Here is a 26,144-nt window from a genome sequence, read left to right on the forward strand (position 1 = left end):
CCCCTTTTATTTGTCTTAAAGTGATTCCGTTTTCCTGGCAATTTCAAAGTTTATGTGGTTAATAAATCCTAAAAAACGAGGTTAATCTATAAACCTTTCATACAAAAGTCCGATAATAAGAGGTGGATAAAGTAGTATAAATACATACAAATAGGAGAAATGAAAGTGAATATAATCAAATGGAGTATGAAAGTTATAGGTATTCTGTCTGTGTTAGGTGTAGTCGCATATAACGTCATTGAAGGAGAGGAAATCTTAACGATACATGAGGAGTCTTCTTCTTGTATTAGTTTGTGTGGTTCTACTCCTGAAGATGAGGCCATTGTCTCAATCGTAGTACCAGATCAGTATCGCGATATAGAAGAGAGTTTATACAACGAGCTCCCAGAGAAAAATGTGATGAACCGTGACCACAACGAAACGGGCGTTACTGACCGAACAACAGCCATGATTGAACCCGAAACGCTATCCACAGCCACGAAGCCCACAACCCCTGCCACTGTCATTACTGGTGAGAACGACAAGATGAAGACGCTAATGAGTAAACACTTGAAACTCCAAGGATTTACAGTGAAACTAGAAGTATCTGCACCAAGTCAAGAGACCCCTCCAACGACAACGAACGGCATTTCCGTTACACCAAATGAAGCTCAACTACAACAACTCACGAACGACAATACTAAAGACGATTATCCCCGCTATGTGGAAGCGATGCAGCAAGCCATCCACGAATACGATACAGAAAAGAATGTGTGGATGTGGAAATCAGAACCGGTTACGGAGGAAGCACAAGAAACGATCGTATTTCTTGCAGAACAACATGTTACCCACCTCTACCTAAGATTTGACCCGCACGTTTCAACAGAAGACTATGAAACATTTATCACATTAGCAAACGAACAGGAAATAACTGTGCATGCGCTAATGGGGAGCCCTTTATGGGGGACGAGTGAACGAAGTGATGATGCTCATAAACGAGTGAACCTTGTCGCTACTTATAACAGCAAAGTGAGTGAAAAGGCACAATTTGTAGGAATTCACTTTGACGTCGAACCGTATTCACTAGACCAATGGGATGTAAATAAGAAGGAAGCAATCAAAGAATGGCGTCAAGCGGCTGAGAGCTATGTGCCTTATGCAAGAGAGCGAGGATTTGTGGTTGGGAGTGCGCTTCCTTTCTGGTTAGATAATAAGGAAGTCAGTCAGTACGACCCAGAACTTTATAAAGACTTTATTGATTTAAATGATTATGTTTCGATTATGGCTTATCGAGATACGGCACTAGGTTCAAATAGTATTACGAGTATTGCAGACGGAGAAGTAGCATACGGAGGACGTGAGAAAGTGGAGATTGGGATTGAGCTTAAACCTTATAAAGTAGACTACGTATCCTTTAGTGGAAAGAGTCTAACAGAAACTGAATTGGAAACTGCGAAAGTCCGTCGTTACTTTGTAGAAGCCGAAGCAGCAGGGCTTAAGGGAATTACCATTCACGATTACACAGAATGGAAGAATAAACAATAGCCAGAAGCTTAATAAAATGAAGAACAACCCCAGTCTCTACTAGGAGATTGGGGTTGTTCTTTAGAAGGGAGCATCAACCTGTGTTTCTTAGGCCTGCTGCAATCCCGCTAATTGTAAGCAACACTTCCGTTGTGAGTTCAGTTGTTGGCTCGTCGACATTACGAAGTTCATCGATTAACACCACTTGTAAGAAGTTTAGTGGGTCAACGTAAGGATTACGTCTCCGTACGGATTCTTGAATCGTCTTTTGTTGGTCAAGAAGTGATTCGTCCAAGGAGATCGCTAACAGAACTCGTTCTGTGCGTTTGTATTCTTCCTCAATATTGTTGAAGATTCGTTCACCTAAGGATTGGTCTTCTAAGAGATTGACATATTCTCTTGCTGTCTGCATATCCGCTTTCATGAGAGCCATTTGTAGGTTGTCTATAGTAGACCTGAAGAATGGCCAATTGTTATACATGTTCTGCAGGCGTTTTAAATGCTCTTCACTTTGGTTCGCATATGCCTCAAGACCTGAACCTGCTGCATACCAAGCGGGCAGAAGATGACGGTTTTGGGTCCATGCGAATACCCAAGGAATGGCTCTTAAGTTTTCAAATTTAGCGTTATTTTTACGCTTCATCGGACGCGAGCCAATGTTTAGTCCGCTTAGCTCATTTAAAGGCGTGGCCTCATTGAAGTAGGTGAGAAAGTCCTTGTTACCAAAGACAAGTGATTGATATTTCTCTAACGAAACTTTCGCAATTTCTTCCATGGCTTCTTCCCAAGATTGTTCTCTATGGTGGGCTTGCTCTGATTCTTTGGAGATGTTCGCTGCCCCTTCAAGTAACGTTGAGGCTGCTTGTTCTAGACTGCGGTAGGCAATATCTTTCAGTAAATAACGAGAAGAGAGCACTTCGCCTTGTTCCGTGATTTTCACTCCATCACCTAGCGTTTCAACAGGTTGGGAGAGTAAACTTCGATTCAGAGGACCTCCGCCACGTCCAAGTGATCCCCCTCGGCCGTGGAAGAACTTAAGCCCAATTCCATAGCCTTTAGCCATAACATTAATTTCCTGCTGTGCTTTGTAAAGCTTCCAGTTAGCAGTTAATGTGCCCCCGTCTTTACTTCCGTCAGAGTAGCCTAACATGATTTCCTGTTGCTTGTTTCGCTGTTCCAATTGTTTACGATAGACGTCTCTTGTGAACAACGTTTGAAGAATGGAAGGCCCTGCAATCAAATCATCTACGGTCTCGAGTAGTGGAGCTACGTCTAAATCGCTTTCCACCGTACCGTCTTCATGAAGACGGAAGATGCCTGCTTCTTTAGCAAGAACGAGAACTTCTAACACATCACTCGCAGCTTCGGTCATGCTTATGAGGTACACTTCAATAGAACGCTTCCCGAACACTTTGTGTGCATTTCGGATTGTCTTGAACACATTCATCATCTTTCTAGTTTCGTCAGAGTAGTGTTCATCAAATAAAGAAACGGGTCTTGGGTCTTCAAGAATTGACGTGAGCAATGACACTTTTTCTTCTTCATTCAACTGATCATACTGACTGCATACTTTCGACTTCTGAAGGATTTCAGTAAGAGCCAATTCGTGTTCACCGCTATGATTACGAATATCAAGTGTTGCTAAATGGAAACCGAATAACTGCACTTGTCGCACAAACTTGTGCAAGAGTTTCAGCTCTCGACCATTTGGTTGGTGGAGGCGTACGCTTTCTTGAATGATCTTTAAATCATGAAGCAGTTCATCCGCGTGTTCATACCCAACGTTCGACTCCCCAACCTTATGAAGACGCTCTCGAATAATCGCGAACTTCCTGCGATACACTTCTTCTTCGACTTTCCAAGCGGTACCTTCTGGAAGGGTTGCTTCACCTTGTTCGATAGACTGTAATAGTTCGTCTGTAACTGTAATTCGGTTCGTCGAATGGCTGAAGCGTTTCATTAGTTCATTGACGATGCTTGTGTACTTCTCAATGACAAGCTTTCGTTGGCTGCGTAGAGTTTCCCACGTAATCTCAGGAGTTACGTTTGGATTCCCATCTCGGTCGCCACCAATCCAAGATCCGAAACGTAAGAAATTCGGAACGGTCCACTCCGTATTTGGGTAGGCTTCAGTAAGTGAATCCTCTAGCTCCTTATGTATATCTGGGAGCACATCAAAGAGGGTTTCATCAAAGTAATATAACCCATTCCGTACCTCATCCATTACGGTCGGCTTTCGTTTTCTTAATTCGTCGGTTTGCCAAAGAACGGTCACTTCATTGAAGAGACTCTCTTCTAGCTGTTCTCGTTCTGAGCGCGTTACGTAAGGGCTGTCCAATTGTTGAAGAAGCTCAGCAATACGCTTTTGAATTTCTAGCACCGAACGCTTCGTAGCCTCAGTAGGGTGAGCTGTTATGATCAGTTCTAAGGATAAACGATTTAACACGGTTTGGATATGTTCATCAGAGAAGTCATTTTCTTTCAAGGATTGAACTGCGCTTTGAAGAGAGAATGGCTGCAATCCGAAATCCTCACGTAGTTGATATTCCTTTCTTCTTCGTATTCGATGGTTTTGTTCAGCGATGTTCACTAGGTGGAAATATATAGAGAATGCGCGTATAACCTGTTGGCGCATCGGTGGTTTCAAGGCAGCGATTTCTTCTTTAAGTTGTGTGTACACTTCTTCAGAATGTTGCTCGCGTAGTTGCTTCGTTAATGTTCGAATCGATTCCACCTGGTCCAATAATTCTTGCCCGCCATGATGAACGAGAATCTCACCAAGCAGATGCCCGAGTGCATTTACGTCTCGTCGTAATAGTGATGTTGAGTCATTGACTGATTCGATTTGTGTAGACATGCGTTCACCTTCCTTGTTGTTTATTAGAGAATTGTCTTAATCTTTGAACTAATGGTATCACAGCTTCTGAAAAACAGGTAGAAAAGATGACAAAATAAGATGAATTATTAATTATTTATCTAATGTTGATATAATAGAGCTCCTTCCATTCTGCAACGAAGAAGGAGCGCTTTCTTTACTATTCCTCGTCTATGAAGAAGGATTCCCATTCTTCGTCTGGTTCATTTGATTTCGTAGTTAAGTGAGTAGTGGCAGACAAATCTAACAAGCCATTTCCTTCAATAACGGGTGAATACCCAATTGAGCGTGTATGCTTTATTAATTGCGCATACAACTCAGGTTCTGTTAGTTCACGATTGAACTCATGGCGGCCTTTTTCAAGAAGTAAGGCTGCTGCTCCGGCTGCATGTGGTGTAGCCATTGATGTACCAGATAAGGTAGCGTAGCCTCCATTTAAATAAGTGGATTCAATGTCTACTCCTGGAGCTACGAGGTCCACTTCATCGTTTGTATTCGAGAAGGAGGCGAGTCTCTGACGTTTATCGATGGCTCCAACTTGAACGACTTCGTCATAATAGCCTGGATATAAGTATTCATTCGTTGAACCATCCCCATCCCCGTTATTTCCAGCAGCACAGACTACAAGGATGTTCGACGCAACCGCCTTTTTGATGCTCTTATGAAGCTTTTTATAATTCTGTCGTCCACCGAACGATAAAGAAGCGATGCGTACCCGTTCATTTCGTGGCCCTCGCCATTTAATGGCGTATTCAAGCGCTTGAATGATCTGATTGTAACTTCCCGCACCATCTTTATCAAACGCTTTCAGAATAAGAAGATTACAGTTCGGCGCGACTCCAGTTAACCCACGTTGATCTCTAGATGCTGCAATCGTGCCGGCAACGTGCGTACCATGTCCGTTGTCATCACGGTAGTCTGAGGGGCGACCACCTGAGAAGTTGTATCCACCTACAATACGATTCTTTAATTCAGGATGATGACTATCACAACCTGAATCAATGACAGCGATAGTTACGCCTTTTCCTGAATATCCTTCGTCCCAAAGTGGAGCGGCTTGAATCATTTCGATTCCATAGGGTGTTTTCTCACGGGAAGAAGACAATTCGATTACATCATGGGGGATTAAGCGAAAAGAGGCCATGTCAGCTCCTCTCCTTTCTTGGTGAAAGTCTCTATAGTACATTCAAGAGAGGAGAAAAGGTGAAGGAATTTTTAGAGAATTGACCTAGAAGATATTTCTTACTACTATAGTAAGGAACGAAGTAGCAACGAGAGAGTGATCGTATGAAGAAGAAAGTCATTGCTGTAGTCGGTCCGACTGCTGTAGGCAAGACAAAATGCAGCGTGGAGATTGCGAAGCGGTATGGTGAAGTCATCAGCGGAGATTCTATGCAAATCTACAAAGGGATGGACGTTGGGACGGCGAAAGTGACAGAAGAAGAAATGCAAGGAATCCGACACCATATGATTGATATTAAAGAGCCGGATGAGACGTTTTCAGTTGCAGAATTTAAACGAGAAGTTGTGAAGCATATCGAGAACATCCATAAAGAAGGGCGAATTCCAATTATCGCAGGCGGGACGGGTCTTTATATTCAATCCGTCTTATATGACTATGATTTCGCAGAAGAGAAGCGCGACCATCTTTATCAAGAAGCTTTGGAGGCGGCCATCGAACGAGACGGCATCGATATCCATTATGCTCGCCTTGAACGAATCGACCCTGATTACGCTGCTAAGGTACATAAGAACAATACGCGACGTGTCATACGTGCCTTAGAGGTGTATGATAAAACCGGACTAACGATGACAGAGTACGCCGAGCAGGAAACAGAGCGAGAATCACCATATGAACCCATATTGATTGGACTGTACATGGAACGAGAGCAACTGTATGATCGAATCAATCGTCGTGTAGATGCGATGATGGAAGAGGGGCTCTTAGATGAGGTGAGAGAGCTTATCAATCTAGGATATGAGAATGCACAGAGTATGCAGGCTATCGGGTATAAGGAATTCGTCCCATACTTTCAGGGCGAATCTACACTAGATGAGGCGGTTTCATTACTTAAGCGTAATACACGTCGCTTTGCAAAGCGACAACTGACATGGTTTCGTAATAAGCTTGATGTGCGTTGGTATGAGATGGATGAAGCCTCTCCAGAACAAACTTTTTCAACAATATTGCAAGACTTAGAAGGAATCATTGAGGGTGGAGACGAATAAGAGTAGCAGATAGATATAGAGGAGGAAGCAGTATGGCGCAAACTGTGAATATTCAAGATACGTTTTTGAACCAACTTCGGAAAGACCACGTGCAAACAACGGTATTCCTATTAAATGGGTTTCAGTTACGAGGCACAATTCGTGCATTCGATAATTTTACCGTCTTATTAGACGTGGATGGAAAGCAGCAACTTATTTTCAAACATGCCATTTCCACATTTGCTCCATCTAAAAATGTGAACTTAGATAAAGAGTAGGAAGAAGCGGGTGTCTTGTAGACACTCGCTTTTCTTATGGGCATTTGTCACAAAAGGGTGGGGCGTTGTGTATACTGCTTCTGTATAGGAGTGATGCTATGAGTGCCCAAGTGACGTACCGAAAAAACGGTCAAGTGAATGTCATGTTTAAAGAGGGGACCCCTCATTTTCATCTTGAAGAACCTCCAAGACCGGTCCAGACTCTACCTGGAAATCCATTTGAGCGGATTGAACGTGAATTTTCTGATGTGATTGGATTAGACGAACTGAAAGACACCTTAAAGGAGATTTACGCTAGTGTCTATGTTAGTCAGAAACGCCAAGCAGCAGGATTGAAAGCTTCTAAGCAGGTGTTGCATATGGTGTTTAAAGGCAACCCAGGAACGGGGAAAACGACCGTTGCGAGGAAACTTGCGAAACTATTTCACGAACTAAATGTCCTATCAAAGGGTCATTTTATTGAAGCGGAGCGGGCTGACTTAGTAGGAGAGTATATCGGACACACCGCACAAAAGACTCGCGATATGATTAAGAAAGCACTCGGAGGCGTGTTGTTTATTGATGAAGCGTACTCGCTCGCTCGTGGGGGTGAGAAAGACTTTGGTAAGGAAGCAATCGACACGATGGTGAAACATATGGAAGACCACCATAACGACTTTATCTTAGTTCTAGCAGGCTACCCGAAAGAAATGGATCAGTTTATGAAGTTAAACCCAGGCCTTCAATCTCGGTTTCCTATTGTCCTGCCGTTTGACGATTATTCCGTTGAGGAACTAATGATTATTGCGAAGCAGATGGCAGAAGAACGAGAATACGAGTTGTCGAAAGAAGCAGAATGGAAATTAAAGCAGCATATGCTAAATCTAAAGGCGGAGGAGAAGGAATTCTCAAATGGACGGTTCGTTCGGAATGTCATTGAACAATCAATACGTAAACACGCCATCCGAGTGATGAAGAGCAATTCCTATAGCCATACGGACTTGATGCTTCTAACAAGTGCAGACATCCATTATTCGTAAGAGCATGTCTACAAGGGTAGGCATGCTCTTTCGCATTCGCATTCTTACGGTTGATTTGATATGATGGTGAGATGAAACTATGAAAACGAGGGATTACCTATGGAAGAACGCGAACACGTATTATTAGCCGCTTGTCACTTTCCGAACCAAGACGATGAACATTTTCATTCATCGTTGGATGAGTTACGGGCTTTAACAGAAACAGCCGGAGGGGAAGTGATGAAGGTTGTCACGCAGAAGCGACCTCGTGCCCATCCGGCTTTATATATGGGAGAAGGGAAAGTTCATGAGATGCTTGAAGAGGTGGAGGCTCGTGACATTGAGCTTGTCATCTTTAACGGCGAGTTGTCCCCAAGCCAAATGAGAAACTTGTCGAATGAACTGGGTGGCATTCGAGTGATTGACAGAACTCAGCTTATTCTAGACATCTTCGCAGGACGTGCGGAGACGAAGGAAGGGAAGTTGCAAGTAGAACTTGCTCAACTCCAATACTTACTTCCTCGTCTATCAGGACAAGGTGCCTTCTTGTCAAGACAAGGTGGCGGTATTGGTACAAGAGGACCTGGTGAAACGAAGCTTGAATCAGACCGCCGTCACATCCAGCGTAGAATTACGGACATTAAACGCCGTTTTGAAACCGTTGTTTCTCAACGAGACCAATATCGTAAGCGGAGAAAAGAAAACAACGTCTTTCAAATTGCGGTTGTTGGATATACGAATGCCGGTAAATCGACGTTGTTTAACCACTTAACGAACAGTAAGTCTTTACAAGAAGACCAATTGTTCGCAACGCTTGACCCGCTAACGCGCCAAATTCAATTGCCAAGCGGATTTGAAGCATTGCTATCTGATACCGTAGGGTTTATTCAAGATTTACCAACTACGCTCGTCGCAGCGTTTCGCTCTACACTTGAAGAAGTAACAGAAGCAGATTTTATTCTACATATGGTAGACGCTTCTCACCCGGATCATGTTCAGCATGAGAAGACGGTTCAGAAACTTCTAGGGGACCTCGAGGCGGATCACGTTCCTCAGCTAACGGTCTACAATAAGAAAGATTTGTTATCGGCTGAGTTCATGCCATTGAACATCCCGTCTATTACAATTAGTGCCCTAGACCCAATCGATTACAAGCGTTTGTTCGAGAAGATTGAAACCGTCTTGAAAGAAGGGTGGGAGCCGTATGACGTATCCGTGCCAGCTTATGAAGCTCAATTGCTCCATCGCTTGGAACGCCATACCATTCGTACACTTCAAGAATTCAACGAAGAAGATGAAACCTTCCGAGTTGAAGGCTACATTAAACATGACCATCCGCTGGCTCACCAGCTAAAGAAATAGATGTATAAAAGGGGAACACACATGAACGACATCGATTTACGAGTCCTACAAGAAGAAGTAGAACTAGAACTAGCTCCACAACATAAACAAATCGACAAACTTGTCGAATACAACCAAGAGAGAGTGTTACACGCATTTCAAGCTCACGAAGTTGGGGACCACCACTTTAATCCAACCACTGGATACGGTTACGACGATATGGGACGAGACAAGCTCGAAGAAGTGTATGCGGACGTATTTGGAGGGGAAGATGCATTAGTACGCCCTCAAATTGTGTCAGGAACCCATGCAATCACTGTTTCTCTCTTTGGCATGCTAAGACCGAACGATGAGCTATTATATATGACAGGGAAGCCATACGACACGTTAGAAGAAATTGTCGGCGTTCGTGGAGAAGGAAATGGGTCCTTAAAGGATTTCCATATCGGGTACAATCACGTTGAGCTATTAAAAAATGGACAAGTGGACTTCTCTTCTGTGGAACGTGCAATGAACGAACGTACGAAAGTAATTGGCATTCAGCGCTCAAAAGGCTATGCGAATCGTCCATCGTTTACAATCAATGAGATTAAAGAAATGATAGAGTTTGTGAAAGGGATTAATCCTAACGTCATTGTATTTGTCGACAACTGCTACGGGGAATTTGCCGAAGAGGAAGAACCCCTTCACGTTGGTGCTGACCTAATGGCGGGCTCGCTCATTAAGAACCCTGGTGGGGGTCTTGCGAAGACAGGCGGATACATTGTGGGGCGTCAAGCGTTAGTCGAGCAATGCGCCAATCGACTCACAGCTCCAGGTCTTGGCAAGGAAACAGGAGCGACCATTCATTCCTTGCAAGAAATGTATCAAGGATTCTTCTTAGCTCCTCATGTAGTGGGGGAAGCAATGAAGGGAGCGACGTTTACTGCAAGGTTACTTGAGAAGCTTGGGTTTAAGACGTATCCAAGCTATGACGCCAAGCGTACCGATCTCATTCAGACCGTAACGTTCGATACAGCCGAGCAAATGGTAGCCTTCTGTCAGGCGATTCAAAAGGCGTCACCAATTAACTCACACGTAACCCCTTATCCTAGTGCGATGCCAGGCTATGAGAACGACGTAATCATGGCTGCAGGAACGTTTATTCAAGGTGCAAGTCTTGAATTAACAGCAGACGGCCCAATCCGTCCGCCATATACAGCATACGTACAAGGCGGTCTGACGTACGCACACGTTAAGATTGCAATTAAACACGCCGTTACACATATGCTAGGAAACTAGTTCGGAAGGGGGTCTATGACCGCCTTCCTTTTCAGTGTAAAAAGACCTAACATCTGTTGACACATATGCAATCATGGCATAGAATAACAGTAACTAAAGACCATGGTGAAGGAGGTTCAAACATATGGATGATTACACACGCAGAAAGATGCCTCTATTTCCGATTGGTATTGTGAAATCCCTTACAGAACTATCGGCAAGACAGATTCGTTATTATGAAGAACATGAACTTGTACAACCTGTTCGTTCAGACGGGAATAGACGTCTTTACTCATTTCATGACGTTGACCGTTTACTTGAGATCAAATCCCTTATCGAGAAAGGGGTTAACTTAGCTGGTATTAAACAAGTTCTTCTCATGCAAACACAAGAAGAGGCTCATAAAGAAACAGAGGAGCCGACGTTTACAACCCAGCAAGTTGAGAAAGTACAGCAAGAGCTCACTGAAAAAGAATTGCGTAAGATGCTTAAGAATGAAATATTCCAAGGCAATCAATACGGCAAAGCCTCGTTGCGTCAGGGAGAATTATCAAGATTCTTCCATTAATATATACCTACTAGGAGGAGAAATTCATTTATGGGCTCTAAATTTACACGAGAAGACATTTATAAGCGAATGGAAGAGGAAAACGTAAAGTTTATTCGTCTTCAATTCACGGACCTACTAGGAACCATTAAAAACGTTGAGATTCCTTACAGCCAACTTGACAAAGCATTAAACAATCAGATGATGTTTGACGGGTCTTCTATTGAAGGGTTTGTCCGTATCGAAGAATCAGACATGCTCCTATATCCTGACCTTGATACATTTGTCGTCTTTCCATGGACATCTGAGAAAGGGAAAGTGGCTCGATTTATTTGTGATATTTACAACCCAGATGGTACTCCATTCGAAGGGTGCCCGCGCTACAATTTGAAGCGTAACCTTAAGAAGATGGAGGAATTAGGTTTCTCTGCGTTTAACCTCGGTACAGAGCCTGAATTCTTCTTATTCAAGCTAGACGAAAAAGGCGAACCAACAATGGAGCTTAACGATCGCGGTGGCTACTTTGACCTAGCACCAACGGACCTTGGAGAAAACTGTCGTCGTGACATCGTACTTGAGCTTGAAGAGATGGGCTTTGAAATTGAAGCTTCCCACCATGAAGTGGCACCAGGCCAGCACGAAATTGACTTCAAATACGCTGATGCCCTACGTCACTGTGATGACATCCAAACGTTTAAACTAGCAGTTAAAACGATTGCTCGTAAGCACGGCTTACACGCAACGTTTATGCCAAAGCCATTGTTCGGTGTGAACGGTTCAGGTATGCACTGTAACATGTCCTTGTTTAAGGATGGCACGAACGCATTCTTTGATGAGAAGAGCGAAGAACAACTAAGTGAAACAGCTTATCAGTTTATTGCAGGTGTTGTGAAGCACGCAACGAACTTTACGGCTGTCACGAATCCAACAGTCAACTCGTACAAACGTCTCGTACCTGGTTACGAAGCACCTTGTTACGTAGCTTGGTCCGGTAAGAACCGTAGTCCACTAATTCGAATTCCAGCATCACGCGGCATGAGTACTCGTATTGAAGTACGTAGTCCTGACCCAGCTGCAAACCCATACCTAGCGATGAGTGTATTGCTAGCTGCAGGCCTTGACGGCGTTGAGAACAAGCTAACAGCTCCAACTCCAGTAGACCGTAACATCTACGTGATGGACAAGCAGGAACGCTTAGCACACGGCGTGCAAGACTTGCCAGCCACTCTAATTGAAGCCATTGAACTTCTTAAACAAGATGAAATCATGGTGAAAGCATTAGGTGAGCACCTATTCGAACACTTCGTTGAATCAAAAGAAATTGAATGGGATATGTTCCGTACACAAGTTCATCCTTGGGAACGAGAACAATATCTATCGACTTATTAATCTATAAGAAAACCCCCTTGAGGCATAGCTTCAAGGGGGTTTTTGTCTGCGCGCATAGAAGAGACGATTTATTTAAACAAACGATTCAACACTTTATTGCTAATCTTTCCTGCGACACTTCTGCCTGCGTGCTTCTTTAGGCGCCCTTTACGAGCGGCTGTGATTGTGTCGTAAATTCGAACAGCCTTATGCATCTTTGAACGTAATCCCATCATATGACCTCCTTGTCACAATGATTATCCTTATATACGTATTGACCGTTCTAACGTTTCGTTAAACAAGCTATAAAAAAAGATGCCGGCTTTAATCCGGCATCTCCATTAGCGTATTGTGCGGTATAACCCGATAACTTTACCAAGAATAGAAACATTCTGCACATAAATCGGATCCATCGTCGCGTTTTCAGGCTGCAAACGAATGTAGCGCTCTTCTTTAAAGAAGCGTTTGACAGTAGCTTCTTCGTCTTCTGTCATGGCAACAACAATTTCTCCGTTAGAAGCGGTCTGTGTACGCTTCACAATGACCATATCTCCGTCTAAGATTCCTGCCTCAATCATACTCTCCCCTTGAACAACGAGTACGAAAATCTCATCATCTGGTGAAGCAAGCGTATCTGGTAGAGGGACGTACTCTTCAATGTTCTCAATAGCTGTGATTGGCATACCAGCTGTTACTTTACCAATAACAGGGGCATATGTTGCTTCCCCTTTTGGAATCGGTACAACATTCTCTTCTTCAAGTTCTAATACTTCAATGGCTCTAGGCTTCGTAGGGTCGCGGCGAATATATCCTTTTTTCTCGAGGCGAGAAAGGTGTCCATGGACGGTGGAACTGGATGCGAGTCCTACGGCTTCGCCAATCTCTCGAACGGAAGGCGGATATCCTTTCTCTAGTACACGGTCTTTTATGAAATCTAGAATCGTCTGCTGTCGTTTTGATAGTTTTGTCATATTTCTACACCTCGTACATATCTTTTATTAACGTCATTATAGCATGGTAGGAAACTTTATACAAACATTCGTTCGTAAAAAATCGTTGACAAGAACGTTCGTTCGTATATAATAGGAGTCAAAGGGGAACAAAAGTTCTTATATTTTTGTGCGGAGGGGATCATATGTTTCATAAACAGTCTAAAGAAAGTAATCTAAAAAGTAATCTTGCCTATACGGCGATGTTTATTGGTAGCTTTGTATTGATGTATATTTCAATGGTCGCAAGTTAAGGGTTTACGATATTGCTAGTTTCTCTGTATGATAGTAAAAAAAGTAGAGGGAGCAACTATGAAAGCCATCATCTATTGTAGAGTCAGCACAGAAAAGGAAGCTCAAGTGTCTTCGTTAAAAAGACAAAAAGAAGAGCTTACCTTATTAGCAGAAGCCTATCAATTTGAAATCGTCGATAGTATAGAAGAACAGGCAAGTGGGTACGAGGTAGAGCGAGAAGGGATCTTCTCGATGTTAAGTACGTTTACAGCGAAAGAAGCTGACGTCTTACTCATACAGGATGAGACGAGACTTGGAAGAGGGAACACAAAGATTGCACTCTTCCATCAATTACATAAATTATCCATCCCTGTTTATTCAGTCTCGCATGGAGGCGAGCTACAGCTTTCGGAATCCGATTCTATGGTTCTTCAAATTGTCGGTGTTGTAGAGGAATATCAGCGAAAGATTCACAACTTGAAGATTAAGCGTGGAATGAAGCGTGCGATGGACCGAGGGTTCGAGCCAGGTAAGAACTTATCCAATCAGCAGCTTGCAAAAGGGCGAGAGCGTAAAGAATTTCCGATTGAGGAAGTAGCAAGGTTACGAAAGAGCGGGTTAACGTTTGAAGATATCGCTGCAACGTTAAGAGGGATGGGGCATCCTGTGTCTAGGGCAACTGTCCATCGAAGATACAAAGAGTTCGTTTCACTTGAAAACGACGACCATGCACGTTAAGATATAGAAAGAGTAGACAAGCGTCTTTCCAATGACACTTGTCTTTTTTGTTCTACTTCTAAAGATAAAGGAGTTATTGTCATGTTATCTCAAGACAAACTAGACCGTATAAATGTACTAGCAAATAAATCGAAGAGCGAAGGCTTAACGCTCACTGAGCAGAAAGAACAAAAGAAACTTCGTGAAGAGTATTTGAAAAACGTTCGTAAATCCTTTAAAAATCATCTTCATTCCATGAAGGTTGTAGACCCTGAAGGAAACGATGTAACCCCTCAAAAATTAAAAGAGGAACAAGAGCGTAACAAGAAGCATTAAGCCATGGGCACACGACGACGTATCGTGTGTCTTTTTTTTATAGTCTTTTCGACATAGTTCTAAGTAGGATGACATAAATTATAGTTAGCGTATCACATTCTGTCTGTAATGGCTTGTCATCGTAAGCGATTCATTATAGGATTAAAAAGGTACATAGGTTTTTAGTTGAAAGGAGACTTTTTATGGCACAACAAAATGAAATGCAATCCATTAATACGATTCGAACGCTATCCATAGATGCGATTGAACACGCGAATTCTGGTCACCCAGGCATGCCGATGGGGGCAGCTCCAATGGCGTACACGCTTTGGACAGAGTTCATGAATCACAATCCAGCTAACTCAAGCTGGTTTAACCGTGACCGCTTCGTACTATCCGCAGGTCATGGCTCTATGCTGTTATACAGCCTGCTTCATCTTTCAGGTTATAACGTTAAGATGGACGATCTAAAGCAATTTCGTCAGTGGGATTCTCGTACGCCAGGACACCCTGAATACGGACACACAGACGGTGTAGAAGCGACGACTGGTCCACTAGGCCAAGGATTTGGTATGGCAGTAGGAATGGCGATGGCAGAAGCTCATTTGGCTGCGAAATACAATACAGCAGACCATGAGGTTGTAGACCACTTCACTTATAGCATTTGTGGAGATGGCGACCTGATGGAAGGGGTTTCTCAGGAATCCGCTTCTCTTGCAGCTCATTTAGGTCTAGGTAAACTTGTTGTTCTTTACGATTCAAATGATATCTCACTAGACGGGGACTTGAATCGTTCGTTCTCTGAGAGCGTAGAAGACCGTTTCAACGCTTATGGCTGGCAAGTGATTCGTGTTGAAGACGGCACAGATGTAAATGAAATTCGTCAAGCGCTTCAAGACGCAAAGGCTGAAAGCACAAAGCCAACACTTATTGAAGTGAAAACAGTTATCGGGTATGGTTCCCCGAACAAATCCGGTAAATCTGCTTCACACGGAGCACCACTTGGCACAGATGAAGTGACATTAACGAAAGAACATTATAAATGGGAGCATGAACCATTCCACGTCCCTGAAGAGGTCTATGCAGACTTCAAGGAGAAGGTTCAAGAACGTGGTGAAGCGTCTGAACAACAATGGAATGAGCAATTCGATGCGTATCGTGAAGCGAATCCAGAATTGGCTGAAGAACTGGTTCGTGCCATCCACGGCGAGCTGCCATCTGATTGGGACGAAGACCTACCAAGCTACACACCTGGTGAAGACAAAGTAGCGACACGTGCAGCTTCTGGTGAGATGATCAATGCGTTATCAAACCGCATCCCAAATTTCTTCGGTGGAAGTGCTGACTTAGCAGGTTCCAATAAGACGGAGGTTAAAGGTGAAGAAGACTTTAGTCGTAACAACTACGCTGGCCGTAACATTTGGTTTGGTGTACGTGAATTTGCAATGGGTACCGCGTTAAATGGTATGGCACTTCACGGCGGTCTACGCGTATACGGCGGAACATTCTTCGTATTTAGCGACTACGTTCGCCCAGCGATTCGTCTTTCCGCGCTAATGGATGTCCCTGTTACGTATGTATTCACACACGATTCCATTGCAGTCGGTGAAGATGGCCCTACTCACGAACCCATTGAGCAGTTACCATCCCTACGTGCGATGCCAAACTTATCTGTCGTTCGCCCAGCAGATGGAGTTGAAACAGAAGCGGCGTGGAGACTTTCGTTAGAATCTCTAAATAAGCCAACTGCTCTTGTGCTAACCCGTCAAAACCTTCCTACATTAGAAGGTACAAGCTATGAAGGCGTGAAGAAAGGTGCATATGTTGTCAGTGAAGCAGACAAAGCAACTCCAGATGCGCTACTTCTTGCGACAGGTTCTGAAGTTCAACTTGCTGTTCGTGCAAAAGAAGCACTACGCGAGAAAGGCATTGAAGTTCGCGTTGTTAGCATGCCATCATGGGATCGCTTCAACGAGCAAAGTGACGAATACAAGGAAGAAGTCCTTCCAAGAACCGTTACGAAGCGTGTAGCAGTTGAGATGGCTGCAACACTAGGCTGGGAGCGTTATGTAGGTTTAGATGGTAAGGTAATTGGAATTGACCGTTTCGGTGCATCTGCTCCTGGTGACCGAATTATGGAAGAGTACGGATTTACAGTTGAGAACGTTGTGAAGCATGTAGAGTCTTTATTCTAAGAAACAACAGTGAAATGCGCTAAGCTAGTATAGCTTAGCGCGTTCTTATATGTAATGTATCCAATTCATACTTAGTAGCAACTCCGAACAATAAAAAAAGGTTAAAGCTGTAAAAAACAGGGTACAAGACTAGAAATTAGGATACAAGAGGCATCTACTATTCGACAAAACTTTCTTGCCTACCATGACGCTGTTTGACACACCTCGCATACTAGACAGGATACAATGTCTCTATGTTAGGAGGGGACAACCTATGCGTGAATATTCGATTTACTGGGTTGAAGAAGAGTTCGCCTATCACTACTTTCACAAAACGAGTGTACTCTACGATTTTTTCGCAAGCTACAAAGAAAACCCTCAACTAGACCAGATGAAAAGTCAATTTCGCTTCGTTACGAAATATATCCCACTTGAGCTCATTGTAGAGCACGTATCCAAACGCATTTCAAATTCGGTACACTTATCGTTTTATCCAGAACAATCCAAGCTAAGATTGAAAAAAGGGCATCAGAAGATTGAATTGATTCAAGCAAGTGGTCGAGAAATTAAATTGTATGCAGAGAATATTCATCAGGCTGAAGTACTGATCTTCGACTATTTACGATCGTTTCATCATTCGTTCTTTATTAGTGATGAAGCCTATAATCAATTTGGGTGGATTGCCCCTATTAAAAAAGAAGCAATCCTATGATGACGCTATTGTATTCTTCCTCTTGTTTTACTATACTGTATGGGAGACAACATGAAGGAGGAAGTTTTGGCCATGAGTACTTTATGGGTAATTATTATTGCTATCATCGCATTAATTGCTGGCGTAGCACTTGGCTTCTTTATTGCCAGACGTTATATGATGAACTACCTAAAGAAAAACCCACCTATTAACGAACAAATGTTACGTACATTAATGATGCAAATGGGACAGAAACCATCCCAGAAGAAGATAAATCAAATGATGCGTGCAATGAATAACCAACAGCAACAGAAATAAACGTGAGTAAAGTCCTTCTTTCATTGGAAAGAAGGATTTTGTTATAGTTGGGCGTTTTCAGTTCATAGATTCTCCATTTTTTCCATTGATTCTTAATGGTATGATAGAAAGAAAGAATGATAGTTTGGGGGGTCTTTATGGGAGTAGAAGTAAATGTATTGCTTGCGTTTGGAGCAGGATTCCTTTCATTTATTTCACCTTGTGTGTTACCGCTTTATCCAGCGTTCTTGTCTTATATTACTGGGATGAGCGTACAAGAGTTACGAGATGATAATGGGATGGTCAATCGCCGCAGCCTGTTACATACAGCCTTTTTCTTACTTGGGTTCTCGGCGATTTTCTTTATGATGGGCTATTATACGACAAACTTCCTTGGGGAATTTCTGTTTCGGAATCAAGATCTAATCCGACAACTTGGAGCCATTTTAATTATTTTCTTTGGGTTTGTCATCATTGGGATATTTAATTTCAAGTTCTTAATGCGTGACAGAAAGATCACCTTTAAGAATCGTCCTAGTGGCTATGGAGGAAGCTTCCTTATAGGAATGGCTTTCTCGATGGGGTGGACACCTTGTACAGGGCCTATCCTAGCGGCCGTTTGGGCGATGGCTGCAACAGACCCGAACAGTGCATTTGGCTTGCTGCTTGCTTATTGCCTAGGGTTTTCAATACCATTTTTCATTTTGTCCTTCTTTATCGGCAAGATGGGATGGATCAAACGACACAGTCAACAAATGGTGCGAGGCGGGGGTTATGTCATGGTTGCCATGGGGTTCTTTCTATTCTTCGACTGGATGACTGTGCTCACTTCTTACTTAGCAGAATGGACTGGCTTTCAAGGTTTCTAAAACGTTTAGTGTAGAAATGTATGAAATTTTATATTAAGATGAGACTATGCTAAGTATATAGAAGGAGAAAACGCAATGAAGACATCAACTAATGACTTAATCTTAAGAACAACAACTACATTAATTGCCTTTATCCTCTTGGCATTTTCCATCTACTTGTTTCTAGCTGGACACAATGCACCAGGTGGAGGATTTATAGGCGGCTTGATGACAGGGGCTGCCATTGTACTGATGTACATGACGTACGGTTATGATGCCGTACAGAAGATTCTACCGGTTAATTTCCGTACGATGATTCCAGTCGGCCTTCTAATTGCCGTGTTGACTGGTGCTGGCTCTTTTGTATTTGGTGAGCCATTCCTTAGTCAGACGTTTAAGCATTTGCACCATGTACCGTTGCTCGGTGATGTGGAGCTTGCAACAGCGTTACTATTTGATTTAGGCGTATACTTAACGGTAGTTGGAATTACGATGACCATTATATTAACAATTGCAAATGACCAATAATCTTGTTTTGGTTTGGGGCATGGGTGAGACGTTCAACCATGCCCCTTGCAACATCTATGATGGTTGTGTACGTAAGCATCCTATAGAAAGTGTGAGTCAATTTGTTTGAGTCCTACATATGGTTTGTCTTAAGCACAATCGCAGCGGCCTTTATGGCAGTAGCCATGATTGTGGTGCGCCTCCGTGCTTCAAGAAAGCCTGCTTCAGTGAAGAAGATTATTCTACCGCCATTTTTTATGAGTACAGGTGCGCTCATGTTCGTTGTGCCCATCTTTAGGGTGACATGGGCCCAAGTGGGGGAAGCTTTGCTTGTTGGGATTATCTTTTCCGTTTTCTTAATCAAGACGAGCAAATTTGAGATTCGGGGCAAAGAGATCTATCTCGTTCCTTCTAAAGCGTTCGCAGCGATCTTATTTGGCTTACTTGCTCTACGTATCGTGTTAAAGATTCTCATCGGTCAAAGCATCTCATTTGGCGAAACGAGCGGCATGTTCTTTTTACTTGCCTTTGGCATGATTTTCACATGGCGGATTGCCATGCTTGTGAAGTATTTACAACTAGAGCGACAACTGAAACAGTCAAAGGACTTAAAAAGCTTTATGGCTCAAAAATAACCCTCTATGCTTCGGCATTAGAGGGTTTTTTCAAATAGTGGTTCATATGGAGTAAGGTCAATGTTCTTTTCATTTAATCGTTTGCGCAGAAATTTGTGGTCTCGAGGAGGGGTTGCAAGGATATACCCTTCAATGATGACTTCTTCTGTAATCTTCCTCGCATTCTTCTCTAACGCTACTTCACCAATCTTCCCAGCAATCTTATGACGAGCCACGTCCCGGAATAACTCTGGGACAGGAGAGACAAGTTCTTCTAGGAGTGCTTTCTCTTCTTCTCCCCACATGGAACGCGTCTGTTCTACATAGTAGGCTTCCCAATCGAGGATGGACTTACCATCATCTTTCGGTAAGCGCTTAAGGAATTTCCGGAACATAAAGTAGCCGCCGGTTGCCATCAACCCAATCATTACGACAATCCAGAAAAGTATGAAAATTGCAAAGGTCGTATTCATAAGCATCACCTTTTAATTTCTTCCAATATTACTTGTAGCATATCATACCTCGCCAGGAAGGTCTATCACTTGAAGAAGAGGTTTTCTATTGAAAAGTGTCATCTTTTCAATTCAAATTCATAGGTTAGAATTACAAGTTTGCCAAAAAGTGGACATTTTAATGAAAATGTTTCAGATTTTGTCTGTTTTTGTAGGGTGGCGTCTTGATGAAACCTAAATTAGTGGGATAAAATGTTACTATGTGTTGAAAGTGAGGAGGGCAAGGGATGAAAGAGAATTCAAAACAAGAACATAACAGCATGGAATCTACAACAGAATCAATAACTCAACAAGAACAATCGCCTCATCATCCAATAAAGAAACTTCCTCATGTACTGCTCGAATGGTTGGAGAACAACAGTTTTGATGCCGCAAGCGTCGTAAGTGAGGATGGGAGGATCCTCTATACCTCACCGGGCTATGAGAAGTTACTAGGGTATAGATGCGAAGAACTTCTGGGAGAACAATGCATGGATTATTTCTCCTCAACAGACCATGAGCGGTTACTGGAATTGTTATCAGGTGAGACGGGAACGTCGCGGATTGACATGCAAATGCGGAAGCGAAGCGGAAAGTATGTGTGGGTAGAAGCACGCTTTTGTAAGAAGTATTTAGAGGAGCTAGAACAGTCGGTAATTATCGCAGTGACTCGGGACATTTCAGATAAGAAGGAAGCAGAAGAAATGATGATTCGTTCCGAGAAAATGTCAATTGCTGGACAGTTGGCAGCAGGCATTGCACATGAGATTCGGAATCCGCTAACTTCATTAAAGGGATTCATGCAACTTATGAAATCTACTGCCTCAGAGGACACGCATTATTACGAGATTATGCAGGAAGAACTTGAGAAGATTGAGAATATCACCTCTGAGTTACTCTTTATTTCAAAGCCAATGACAAATGACTTGAGAGAAGAGAACCTTATTTCACTCATCCAAGATGTTATGACTCTATTATCCTCCCAAGCTTCTTTATATAAGGTGGACATTGAACTAGAGTATGACGACTCGCTGTCTTACAATGTGCACTGTGACAAATCCCAAATTAAACAAGTGTTTATCAACCTGTTAAAGAATGCCATTGAAGTGATGGAGAATGGTGGAGAGGTTGTCGTGCATGTGAAGCGCGCGCACAATGAATATGTCATTGATGTTGTTGACAACGGACCAGGTATACCACCAAATCTAATCCAGAAGATCAAGGAACCCTTCTTCACAACTAAGAAGAATGGAACTGGACTTGGATTGATGATTACAGGCGAGTTACTCGAGAAGCATAATGGAGAGCTAACCATTCTCTCATCAGAACATGAAGGAAGTACGTTCAGGGTAAGCTTACCCCTAGAATAGGAGGCCTAGAATAGTGGAACAAGCTGTCCAACATGAACTAATCTCATTTATCTATCATAAAATGTTATCGACATACCCTGAGCTTAGAGAACGATATTCTTTACAATCGTTACAACATATTAAGCAAGATATAGAGCATCATTTAGAATATCTGCTCTCAGCAGGGATGATTCACATGGATTCAATCTTTCTTGATTATGTCGACTGGGTAAACCGAGTACTGACCGCAAGAGGGATTGAGACCTATTATTTAGTGGACTGTTTTAAATGGATGGGCATGTACTTAAGCGATTGTAACAAGGAAGGCCATTATACGTATTCTATTTCTTTATTACATAAAGCGGTTTGGAATTTATCTAGCATACAAACATTAGAAAGATAGAAACCCGCGACAACCAGTACTAGTTGTCGCGGGTTTTGTCAATTATAGATCATGGGACGCATGGTTTTTCTGGCGACTGTGATTGCGATTTTTCACTTTATGGGAACCACTAAGGGGTTTTGGTTGTCCACTTGACTGTTGGTTGTTCTTCGGTTGGTTCTGACGAATATCTTTTGCGTCATTGCTTTCATATACTGGCATAGACGACGCCTCCTTTCGTATTGTTATCGTGTGTCTATTTAAGGGTGACTATTCACAAGTTCTATGTATGTTCTCCTTCGAAAGAAAGAAAACTAACTCCAAGAAACTAAAGGAGGAGCAATATGCCATATCACAAAAATAAACAACAAGCATTCCAAGCGGCCCAACAAGGGTATGCACAAGCTATTGATGCGAACGAAAAACGTGTAGAGAGCATTGAACAACCTCATTATGGACGTGAACTCGCACACCTCACAGAAGAAGTTCAAGAGGCGTATCAACAAATTGATAAGGCTCTTGAAGTGGCGAGTGAACATCAATACTCCCAATTGAAGCAGTTTCAACAAGACTTACAATCCATCATGGCAGAAATTGATAAAGAAAGCTGAGACCGATAACGGTCTCAGCTTTCTTTATTGATTCTTCTTACGCTTTTTGTTGTTTTGACGTTCTTCAGCTGATAGCGGTTGTTGAGGTGTTTCCTCATTGTAACCCGCACCCTTACCTTGTGCACTCGCATGGTTCATACCAGGTCGAACATGGTTTGCTTTTCTCGTTGTCATCACATCACCCCCTTAGCTATCATTAGTATTAGGAAAATTTTATCGAATTATTTTACTTATAAATCGTTTTCATTTACAATAAATAATGCAGATTCCAAACTTTCTGAATTGTATAAGAGGTTTGAAAGATGGGGGAAAAGGTTTAAAGACCTTACTTCACTATTATGACTGAGGGGGTATAGGAACATATGGCACAGCAGGACCACTATAAAGCAAGAAAACAATTTGAACTGAATGGCAACACGTACAACTATTATCAGTTAAAGGCACTTGAGAACAGAGGATATGGGAAGATTACACGTCTCCCTTACTCCATCCGTGTGCTACTTGAGTCCGTTCTTCGTCAATTTGACGGAACAGTCATTAAAGAAGAGCACGTTGAAGGGTTAGCAAAATGGGGATCTGAATCTAAAACAGTTGATGTACCGTTCAAACCATCACGCGTTATACTACAGGACTTTACAGGGGTACCAGCGGTAGTTGACTTAGCTTCTTTAAGAAAAGCGATGGTCGATATGGGCGGGGACCCACAAGAAATTAATCCTGAAGTACCGGTCGACCTTGTGATTGACCACTCTGTGCAAGTAGATAAATACGGCACAGAAGACAGCTTACGCGTGAACATGGAACTTGAATTTGAAAGAAATAAAGAACGTTATGAATTCTTAAACTGGGCTAAGAAAGCCTTTAATAACTATCAAGCTGTTCCACCAGCAACTGGAATTGTTCACCAAGTGAACCTTGAATACTTAGCTAACGTCGTACATGCGAACGAGAATGACGGAGAGTTCGAAGCGTATCCAGATACACTTGTAGGTACCGACTCTCATACGACAATGATCAATGGTCTTGGCGTACTTGGTTGGGGTGTTGGAGGTATTGAGGCAGAAGCAGGAATGCTCGGACAACCTTCTTATTTCCCAGCTCCAGAAGTTATTGGAGTTAAGTTAACTGGTAGCTATCCAGATGGCACAACAGCTACGGACTTGGCACTGAAAGTCACACAGAAACTTCGTGAGAAGAAAGTAGTTGGAAAGTTTGTTGAATTCTTCGGAGATGGCCTAAAGGACATGCCTTTAGCGGATCGTGCGACCATCTCGAACATGGCTCCAGAATACGGTGCAACATGCGGATTCTTCCCTGTTGATGATGAGACACTTCAATACATGAAACTGACGGGTCGCTCAGATGAGCAGATTCAGTTTGTTGAGAAATATGCGAAAGAGAATTCCCTTTTCTATGATGCAAACGATAAAGACCCAGAATATACAGACCTTGTAGAAATTAAACTGGACGAGTTAGAGCCGAACCTATCCGGTCCAAAACGTCCACAAGATTTAATTCCACTATCTGAAATGAAGAAGTCCTTTAATCAAGCGTTGACAGCACCTGCTGGCAACCAAGGCTTCGGTCTTACAGAAGAGGAGAAGAAGAAGGAAGTAACAGTGGACCACCAGAACGGGAAGAAATCGACGATGAAAACAGGTGCTGTGGCAATTGCTGCGATTACATCTTGTACGAATACGTCCAATCCTCACGTTATGATGGGAGCTGGGCTACTTGCTAAGAAGGCGGTAGAACGCGGATTAGAAGTTCCAGAATATGTGAAGACTTCACTTGCACCTGGTTCTAAAGTCGTGACTCGCTACTTAGAAGACTCTGGTCTTATGAAGCCCCTAGAGCAACTTGGCTTTAATTTAGTTGGTTATGGCTGTACAACGTGTATTGGGAACTCAGGTCCATTATCAGAAGAAGTAGAAGAGGCAATTAGTAAGAGTGATTTAACGGTGTCCTCTGTATTATCTGGTAATCGAAACTTTGAAGGCCGTATTCACCCTCTTGTGCGTGCCAACTACTTGGCTTCACCGCCACTTGTTGTTGCTTATGCATTGGCAGGAACAGTGGATGTCGATCTTAAGACAGAGGCAATTGGTACAGATAAAGACGGTAAAGAAGTCTATTTCAATGATCTATGGCCAACGAAGGAAGAGATTCAGGAGCAAATAAATGCAGTTATTAGTCCAGAAATCTTCCGCAAAGAATATGATGACGTATTTGATGCCAACGAAAAGTGGAATCAAATTGAAACAACAGATGAACCTCTATACGATTGGGATGAGAATTCAACTTACATTCAAAATCCACCGTTCTTTGAAGGGTTGTCAAAAGACCCTGAGAGCGTTAAGCCACTGAACAAACTTCGTGTAGTTGGTAAATTCGGCGATTCAGTAACAACAGACCACATTTCACCTGCAGGGGCAATTGCGAAAGATATGCCTGCTGGTCGTTATTTGCAAGAGAAAGGTGTTACACCAAGACACTTTAACTCTTATGGCTCTCGTCGAGGTAATCATGAAGTGATGATGCGTGGTACATTTGGTAATATTCGTATCCGTAACGAGCTTGCTCCAGGTACAGAAGGTGGCTTTACGACATACTGGCCAACAGGTGACGTACTCCCAATTTATGATGCATGCATGAAGTATCAGAAAGATGGGACGGGGCTTCTTGTCATTGCTGGACAGGACTACGGTATGGGAAGTTCTCGTGACTGGGCAGCAAAAGGAACCAATCTCCTCGGAATTAAAACAGTAATTGCTGAAAGCTTTGAACGTATTCACCGTTCCAACTTGGTTATGATGGGCGTTCTTCCGCTTCAATTCCAAGAAGGTGAGAATGCTGAAACTCTTGGACTGACAGGGAAAGAGACATTTAATGTAGACATTGATGAATCCGTTTCCCCTCATGATCTAGTTAAAGTGACAGCTGTAGGTGAAGATGGAAGTGTAACTGAGTTTAAGGTTGTCGCACGCTTTGATAGTGAAGTTGAAGTAGATTATTACCGAAACGGTGGTATTCTACAAATGGTTCTTCGAAATAAACTCGAACAGACTTCACACACTTCTTAATACAGTTAAGAAAGCAACAGCCTGTATCGGGCTGTTGCTTTTTTTCTTTACAACGAGTAAAGCAGAACGTACGATTAAACCAAAAGAGTGCTGGAAGATATAGGTTCGATATTTATGAGGCTCTAAAATATTTGTTGGGGTACGTAAAAAATTTGGCATAAAAAAACACGCAAGCTCCAATCTTTACTACACTTGAATTGACGAGAAACAAATCAGTAAAGGAGTTGCGTGTACGTGTATTCTAACATCCCAGTACCAGGACTACAAAGTGTAATTATCAAGAAAAGTGAAGAAATCGGTGGAGATTTTCATCTTTATGTGGAGGTTCCAAAGAAGAGTCATAAATGTAAGTCGTGCGGTGACTGGACACAACGCATTCATGACTATCGAACCCAAAAAATCCAACACCTTAAACTCTTCGAACGGACAACGTATTTGTTCTATCGAAAGCGCCGTTACGCCTG

The 26,144-nt window shown here is 42.7% G+C and carries 28 protein-coding genes; 21 read left to right on the plus strand and 7 right to left on the minus strand.

Annotation, left to right across the window (positions count from 1 at the left end; all coding sequences use genetic code 11):
* The first annotated feature begins 186 nt into the window (after positions 1–186).
* Positions 187–1,524: a hypothetical protein gene (locus H513_RS0105610; protein ID WP_156111431.1), complete on the plus strand. Its 1,338-nt coding sequence runs from the start codon at positions 187–189 to the stop codon at positions 1,522–1,524.
* A 73-nt stretch (positions 1,525–1,597) separates the two neighbouring features.
* Here H513_RS0105610 and ppc read toward each other — a convergent pair whose 3' ends face one another.
* Both ppc and H513_RS0105620 read right to left on the minus strand, forming a co-directional pair.
* On the minus strand, positions 1,598–4,360 hold the full coding sequence (gene ppc / locus H513_RS0105615) for a phosphoenolpyruvate carboxylase (protein WP_026799860.1): 2,763 nt from the start codon (positions 4,358–4,360) through the stop codon (positions 1,598–1,600).
* 178 nt (positions 4,361–4,538) lie between these two features.
* On the minus strand, positions 4,539–5,522 hold the full coding sequence (locus H513_RS0105620) for a S8 family peptidase (RefSeq protein ID WP_026799861.1): 984 nt from the start codon (positions 5,520–5,522) through the stop codon (positions 4,539–4,541).
* Between the two features lie 143 nt (positions 5,523–5,665).
* Between H513_RS0105620 and miaA the strand changes: the two genes are divergently transcribed.
* The 7 genes from miaA to glnA all read left to right on the plus strand — a co-directional run bounded on the left by miaA (position 5,666) and on the right by glnA (position 12,399).
* Positions 5,666–6,607 carry a tRNA (adenosine(37)-N6)-dimethylallyltransferase MiaA gene (gene miaA, locus H513_RS0105625; protein ID WP_026799862.1) on the plus strand — a complete coding sequence of 314 codons (942 nt, stop codon included), beginning with the start codon at positions 5,666–5,668 and terminating at the stop codon, positions 6,605–6,607.
* A gap of 32 nt (positions 6,608–6,639) precedes the next feature.
* Positions 6,640–6,864 carry an RNA chaperone Hfq gene (hfq, locus tag H513_RS0105630; protein WP_026799863.1) on the plus strand — a complete coding sequence of 75 codons (225 nt, stop codon included), beginning with the start codon at positions 6,640–6,642 and terminating at the stop codon, positions 6,862–6,864.
* Positions 6,865–6,962: 98 nt separating this feature from the next.
* On the plus strand, positions 6,963–7,883 hold the full coding sequence (gene spoVK / locus H513_RS0105635) for a stage V sporulation protein K (RefSeq protein WP_026799864.1): 921 nt from the start codon (positions 6,963–6,965) through the stop codon (positions 7,881–7,883).
* Between the two features lie 99 nt (positions 7,884–7,982).
* Positions 7,983–9,224, plus strand: a complete 1,242-nt coding sequence (gene hflX / locus H513_RS0105640) for a GTPase HflX (protein ID WP_026799865.1) — start codon at positions 7,983–7,985, stop codon at positions 9,222–9,224.
* 21 nt (positions 9,225–9,245) lie between these two features.
* Complete coding sequence (locus H513_RS0105645) at positions 9,246–10,484, plus strand: methionine gamma-lyase family protein (protein WP_407946593.1); 1,239 nt, start codon at positions 9,246–9,248, stop codon at positions 10,482–10,484.
* Positions 10,485–10,608: 124 nt separating this feature from the next.
* Positions 10,609–11,031: a MerR family transcriptional regulator gene (locus tag H513_RS0105650; protein WP_026799867.1), complete on the plus strand. Its 423-nt coding sequence runs from the start codon at positions 10,609–10,611 to the stop codon at positions 11,029–11,031.
* Positions 11,032–11,061: 30 nt separating this feature from the next.
* Positions 11,062–12,399, plus strand: a complete 1,338-nt coding sequence (gene glnA, locus H513_RS0105655; protein WP_026799868.1) for a type I glutamate--ammonia ligase — start codon at positions 11,062–11,064, stop codon at positions 12,397–12,399.
* Between the two features lie 68 nt (positions 12,400–12,467).
* Here the strand turns inward: glnA and H513_RS21475 are convergent, their stop codons facing one another.
* Positions 12,468–12,611: a hypothetical protein gene (locus tag H513_RS21475; RefSeq protein ID WP_154655192.1), complete on the minus strand. Its 144-nt coding sequence runs from the start codon at positions 12,609–12,611 to the stop codon at positions 12,468–12,470.
* 108 nt (positions 12,612–12,719) lie between these two features.
* A complete protein-coding gene (gene lexA, locus H513_RS0105665) occupies positions 12,720–13,349 on the minus strand; it encodes a transcriptional repressor LexA (protein ID WP_026799869.1) in 630 nt (209 codons plus the stop codon).
* A gap of 330 nt (positions 13,350–13,679) precedes the next feature.
* On the opposite strand from lexA, the gene H513_RS0105675 reads away from it, so the two are divergent.
* From H513_RS0105675 to H513_RS19650, 8 genes are all read left to right on the plus strand, one after another.
* Positions 13,680–14,339 (plus strand): YneB family resolvase-like protein, encoded by a 660-nt coding sequence (locus H513_RS0105675; RefSeq protein WP_026799870.1) that lies wholly within the window; start codon positions 13,680–13,682, stop codon positions 14,337–14,339.
* Between the two features lie 81 nt (positions 14,340–14,420).
* Positions 14,421–14,654, plus strand: coding sequence for a DUF896 domain-containing protein (locus H513_RS0105680; RefSeq protein WP_026799871.1), 234 nt, complete (start codon positions 14,421–14,423; stop codon positions 14,652–14,654).
* Positions 14,655–14,836: 182 nt separating this feature from the next.
* A complete protein-coding gene (gene tkt, locus H513_RS0105685) occupies positions 14,837–16,828 on the plus strand; it encodes a transketolase (RefSeq protein ID WP_026799872.1) in 1,992 nt (663 codons plus the stop codon).
* A gap of 253 nt (positions 16,829–17,081) precedes the next feature.
* Positions 17,082–17,519 (plus strand): sporulation inhibitor of replication protein SirA, encoded by a 438-nt coding sequence (gene sirA / locus H513_RS0105690; RefSeq protein WP_026799873.1) that lies wholly within the window; start codon positions 17,082–17,084, stop codon positions 17,517–17,519.
* A gap of 72 nt (positions 17,520–17,591) precedes the next feature.
* The gene (locus H513_RS0105695; RefSeq protein ID WP_026799874.1) at positions 17,592–17,816 is read left to right on the plus strand and encodes a YneF family protein; all 225 of its coding nucleotides are present in this window, start codon (positions 17,592–17,594) and stop codon (positions 17,814–17,816) included.
* A gap of 137 nt (positions 17,817–17,953) precedes the next feature.
* Positions 17,954–18,664 carry a cytochrome c biogenesis CcdA family protein gene (locus H513_RS0105700; RefSeq protein ID WP_026799875.1) on the plus strand — a complete coding sequence of 237 codons (711 nt, stop codon included), beginning with the start codon at positions 17,954–17,956 and terminating at the stop codon, positions 18,662–18,664.
* A gap of 75 nt (positions 18,665–18,739) precedes the next feature.
* Positions 18,740–19,171 carry a Na(+)/H(+) antiporter subunit B gene (locus H513_RS0105705; RefSeq protein ID WP_026799876.1) on the plus strand — a complete coding sequence of 144 codons (432 nt, stop codon included), beginning with the start codon at positions 18,740–18,742 and terminating at the stop codon, positions 19,169–19,171.
* A 101-nt stretch (positions 19,172–19,272) separates the two neighbouring features.
* Positions 19,273–19,785, plus strand: coding sequence for a CcdC family protein (locus H513_RS19650; RefSeq protein ID WP_081658187.1), 513 nt, complete (start codon positions 19,273–19,275; stop codon positions 19,783–19,785).
* Positions 19,786–19,802: 17 nt separating this feature from the next.
* Here the strand turns inward: H513_RS19650 and H513_RS0105715 are convergent, their stop codons facing one another.
* Complete coding sequence (locus H513_RS0105715; RefSeq protein ID WP_026799877.1) at positions 19,803–20,237, minus strand: DUF2621 family protein; 435 nt, start codon at positions 20,235–20,237, stop codon at positions 19,803–19,805.
* Between the two features lie 266 nt (positions 20,238–20,503).
* Between H513_RS0105715 and H513_RS0105720 the strand changes: the two genes are divergently transcribed.
* On the plus strand, positions 20,504–21,625 hold the full coding sequence (locus tag H513_RS0105720; protein ID WP_026799878.1) for an ATP-binding protein: 1,122 nt from the start codon (positions 20,504–20,506) through the stop codon (positions 21,623–21,625).
* A 13-nt stretch (positions 21,626–21,638) separates the two neighbouring features.
* A complete protein-coding gene (locus tag H513_RS0105725; protein WP_026799879.1) occupies positions 21,639–22,007 on the plus strand; it encodes a hypothetical protein in 369 nt (122 codons plus the stop codon).
* Positions 22,008–22,049: 42 nt separating this feature from the next.
* On the opposite strand, the gene H513_RS21150 is transcribed toward H513_RS0105725, so the two are convergent.
* Positions 22,050–22,208, minus strand: coding sequence for a small acid-soluble spore protein P (locus tag H513_RS21150; RefSeq protein WP_081658188.1), 159 nt, complete (start codon positions 22,206–22,208; stop codon positions 22,050–22,052).
* Positions 22,209–22,330: 122 nt separating this feature from the next.
* On the opposite strand from H513_RS21150, the gene H513_RS0105735 reads away from it, so the two are divergent.
* Positions 22,331–22,597 (plus strand): hypothetical protein, encoded by a 267-nt coding sequence (locus H513_RS0105735; RefSeq protein ID WP_026799880.1) that lies wholly within the window; start codon positions 22,331–22,333, stop codon positions 22,595–22,597.
* Positions 22,598–22,621: 24 nt separating this feature from the next.
* Here H513_RS0105735 and sspO read toward each other — a convergent pair whose 3' ends face one another.
* Positions 22,622–22,771, minus strand: coding sequence for a small acid-soluble spore protein O (gene sspO / locus H513_RS0105740; RefSeq protein WP_026799881.1), 150 nt, complete (start codon positions 22,769–22,771; stop codon positions 22,622–22,624).
* 188 nt (positions 22,772–22,959) lie between these two features.
* Between sspO and acnA the strand changes: the two genes are divergently transcribed.
* Together acnA and H513_RS0105750 are read left to right on the plus strand one after the other, a co-directional pair.
* Positions 22,960–25,680 (plus strand): aconitate hydratase AcnA, encoded by a 2,721-nt coding sequence (acnA, locus tag H513_RS0105745; RefSeq protein WP_026799882.1) that lies wholly within the window; start codon positions 22,960–22,962, stop codon positions 25,678–25,680.
* A 228-nt stretch (positions 25,681–25,908) separates the two neighbouring features.
* On the plus strand, positions 25,909–26,144 hold a 236-nt coding region (locus tag H513_RS0105750), incomplete at its 3' end, for a transposase family protein (RefSeq protein WP_161625290.1).

It is taken from the genome of Pontibacillus halophilus JSM 076056 = DSM 19796 (genome assembly GCF_000425205.1).
GTDB classification, from domain to species: Bacteria; Bacillota; Bacilli; order Bacillales; family BH030062; genus Pontibacillus_A; species Pontibacillus_A halophilus.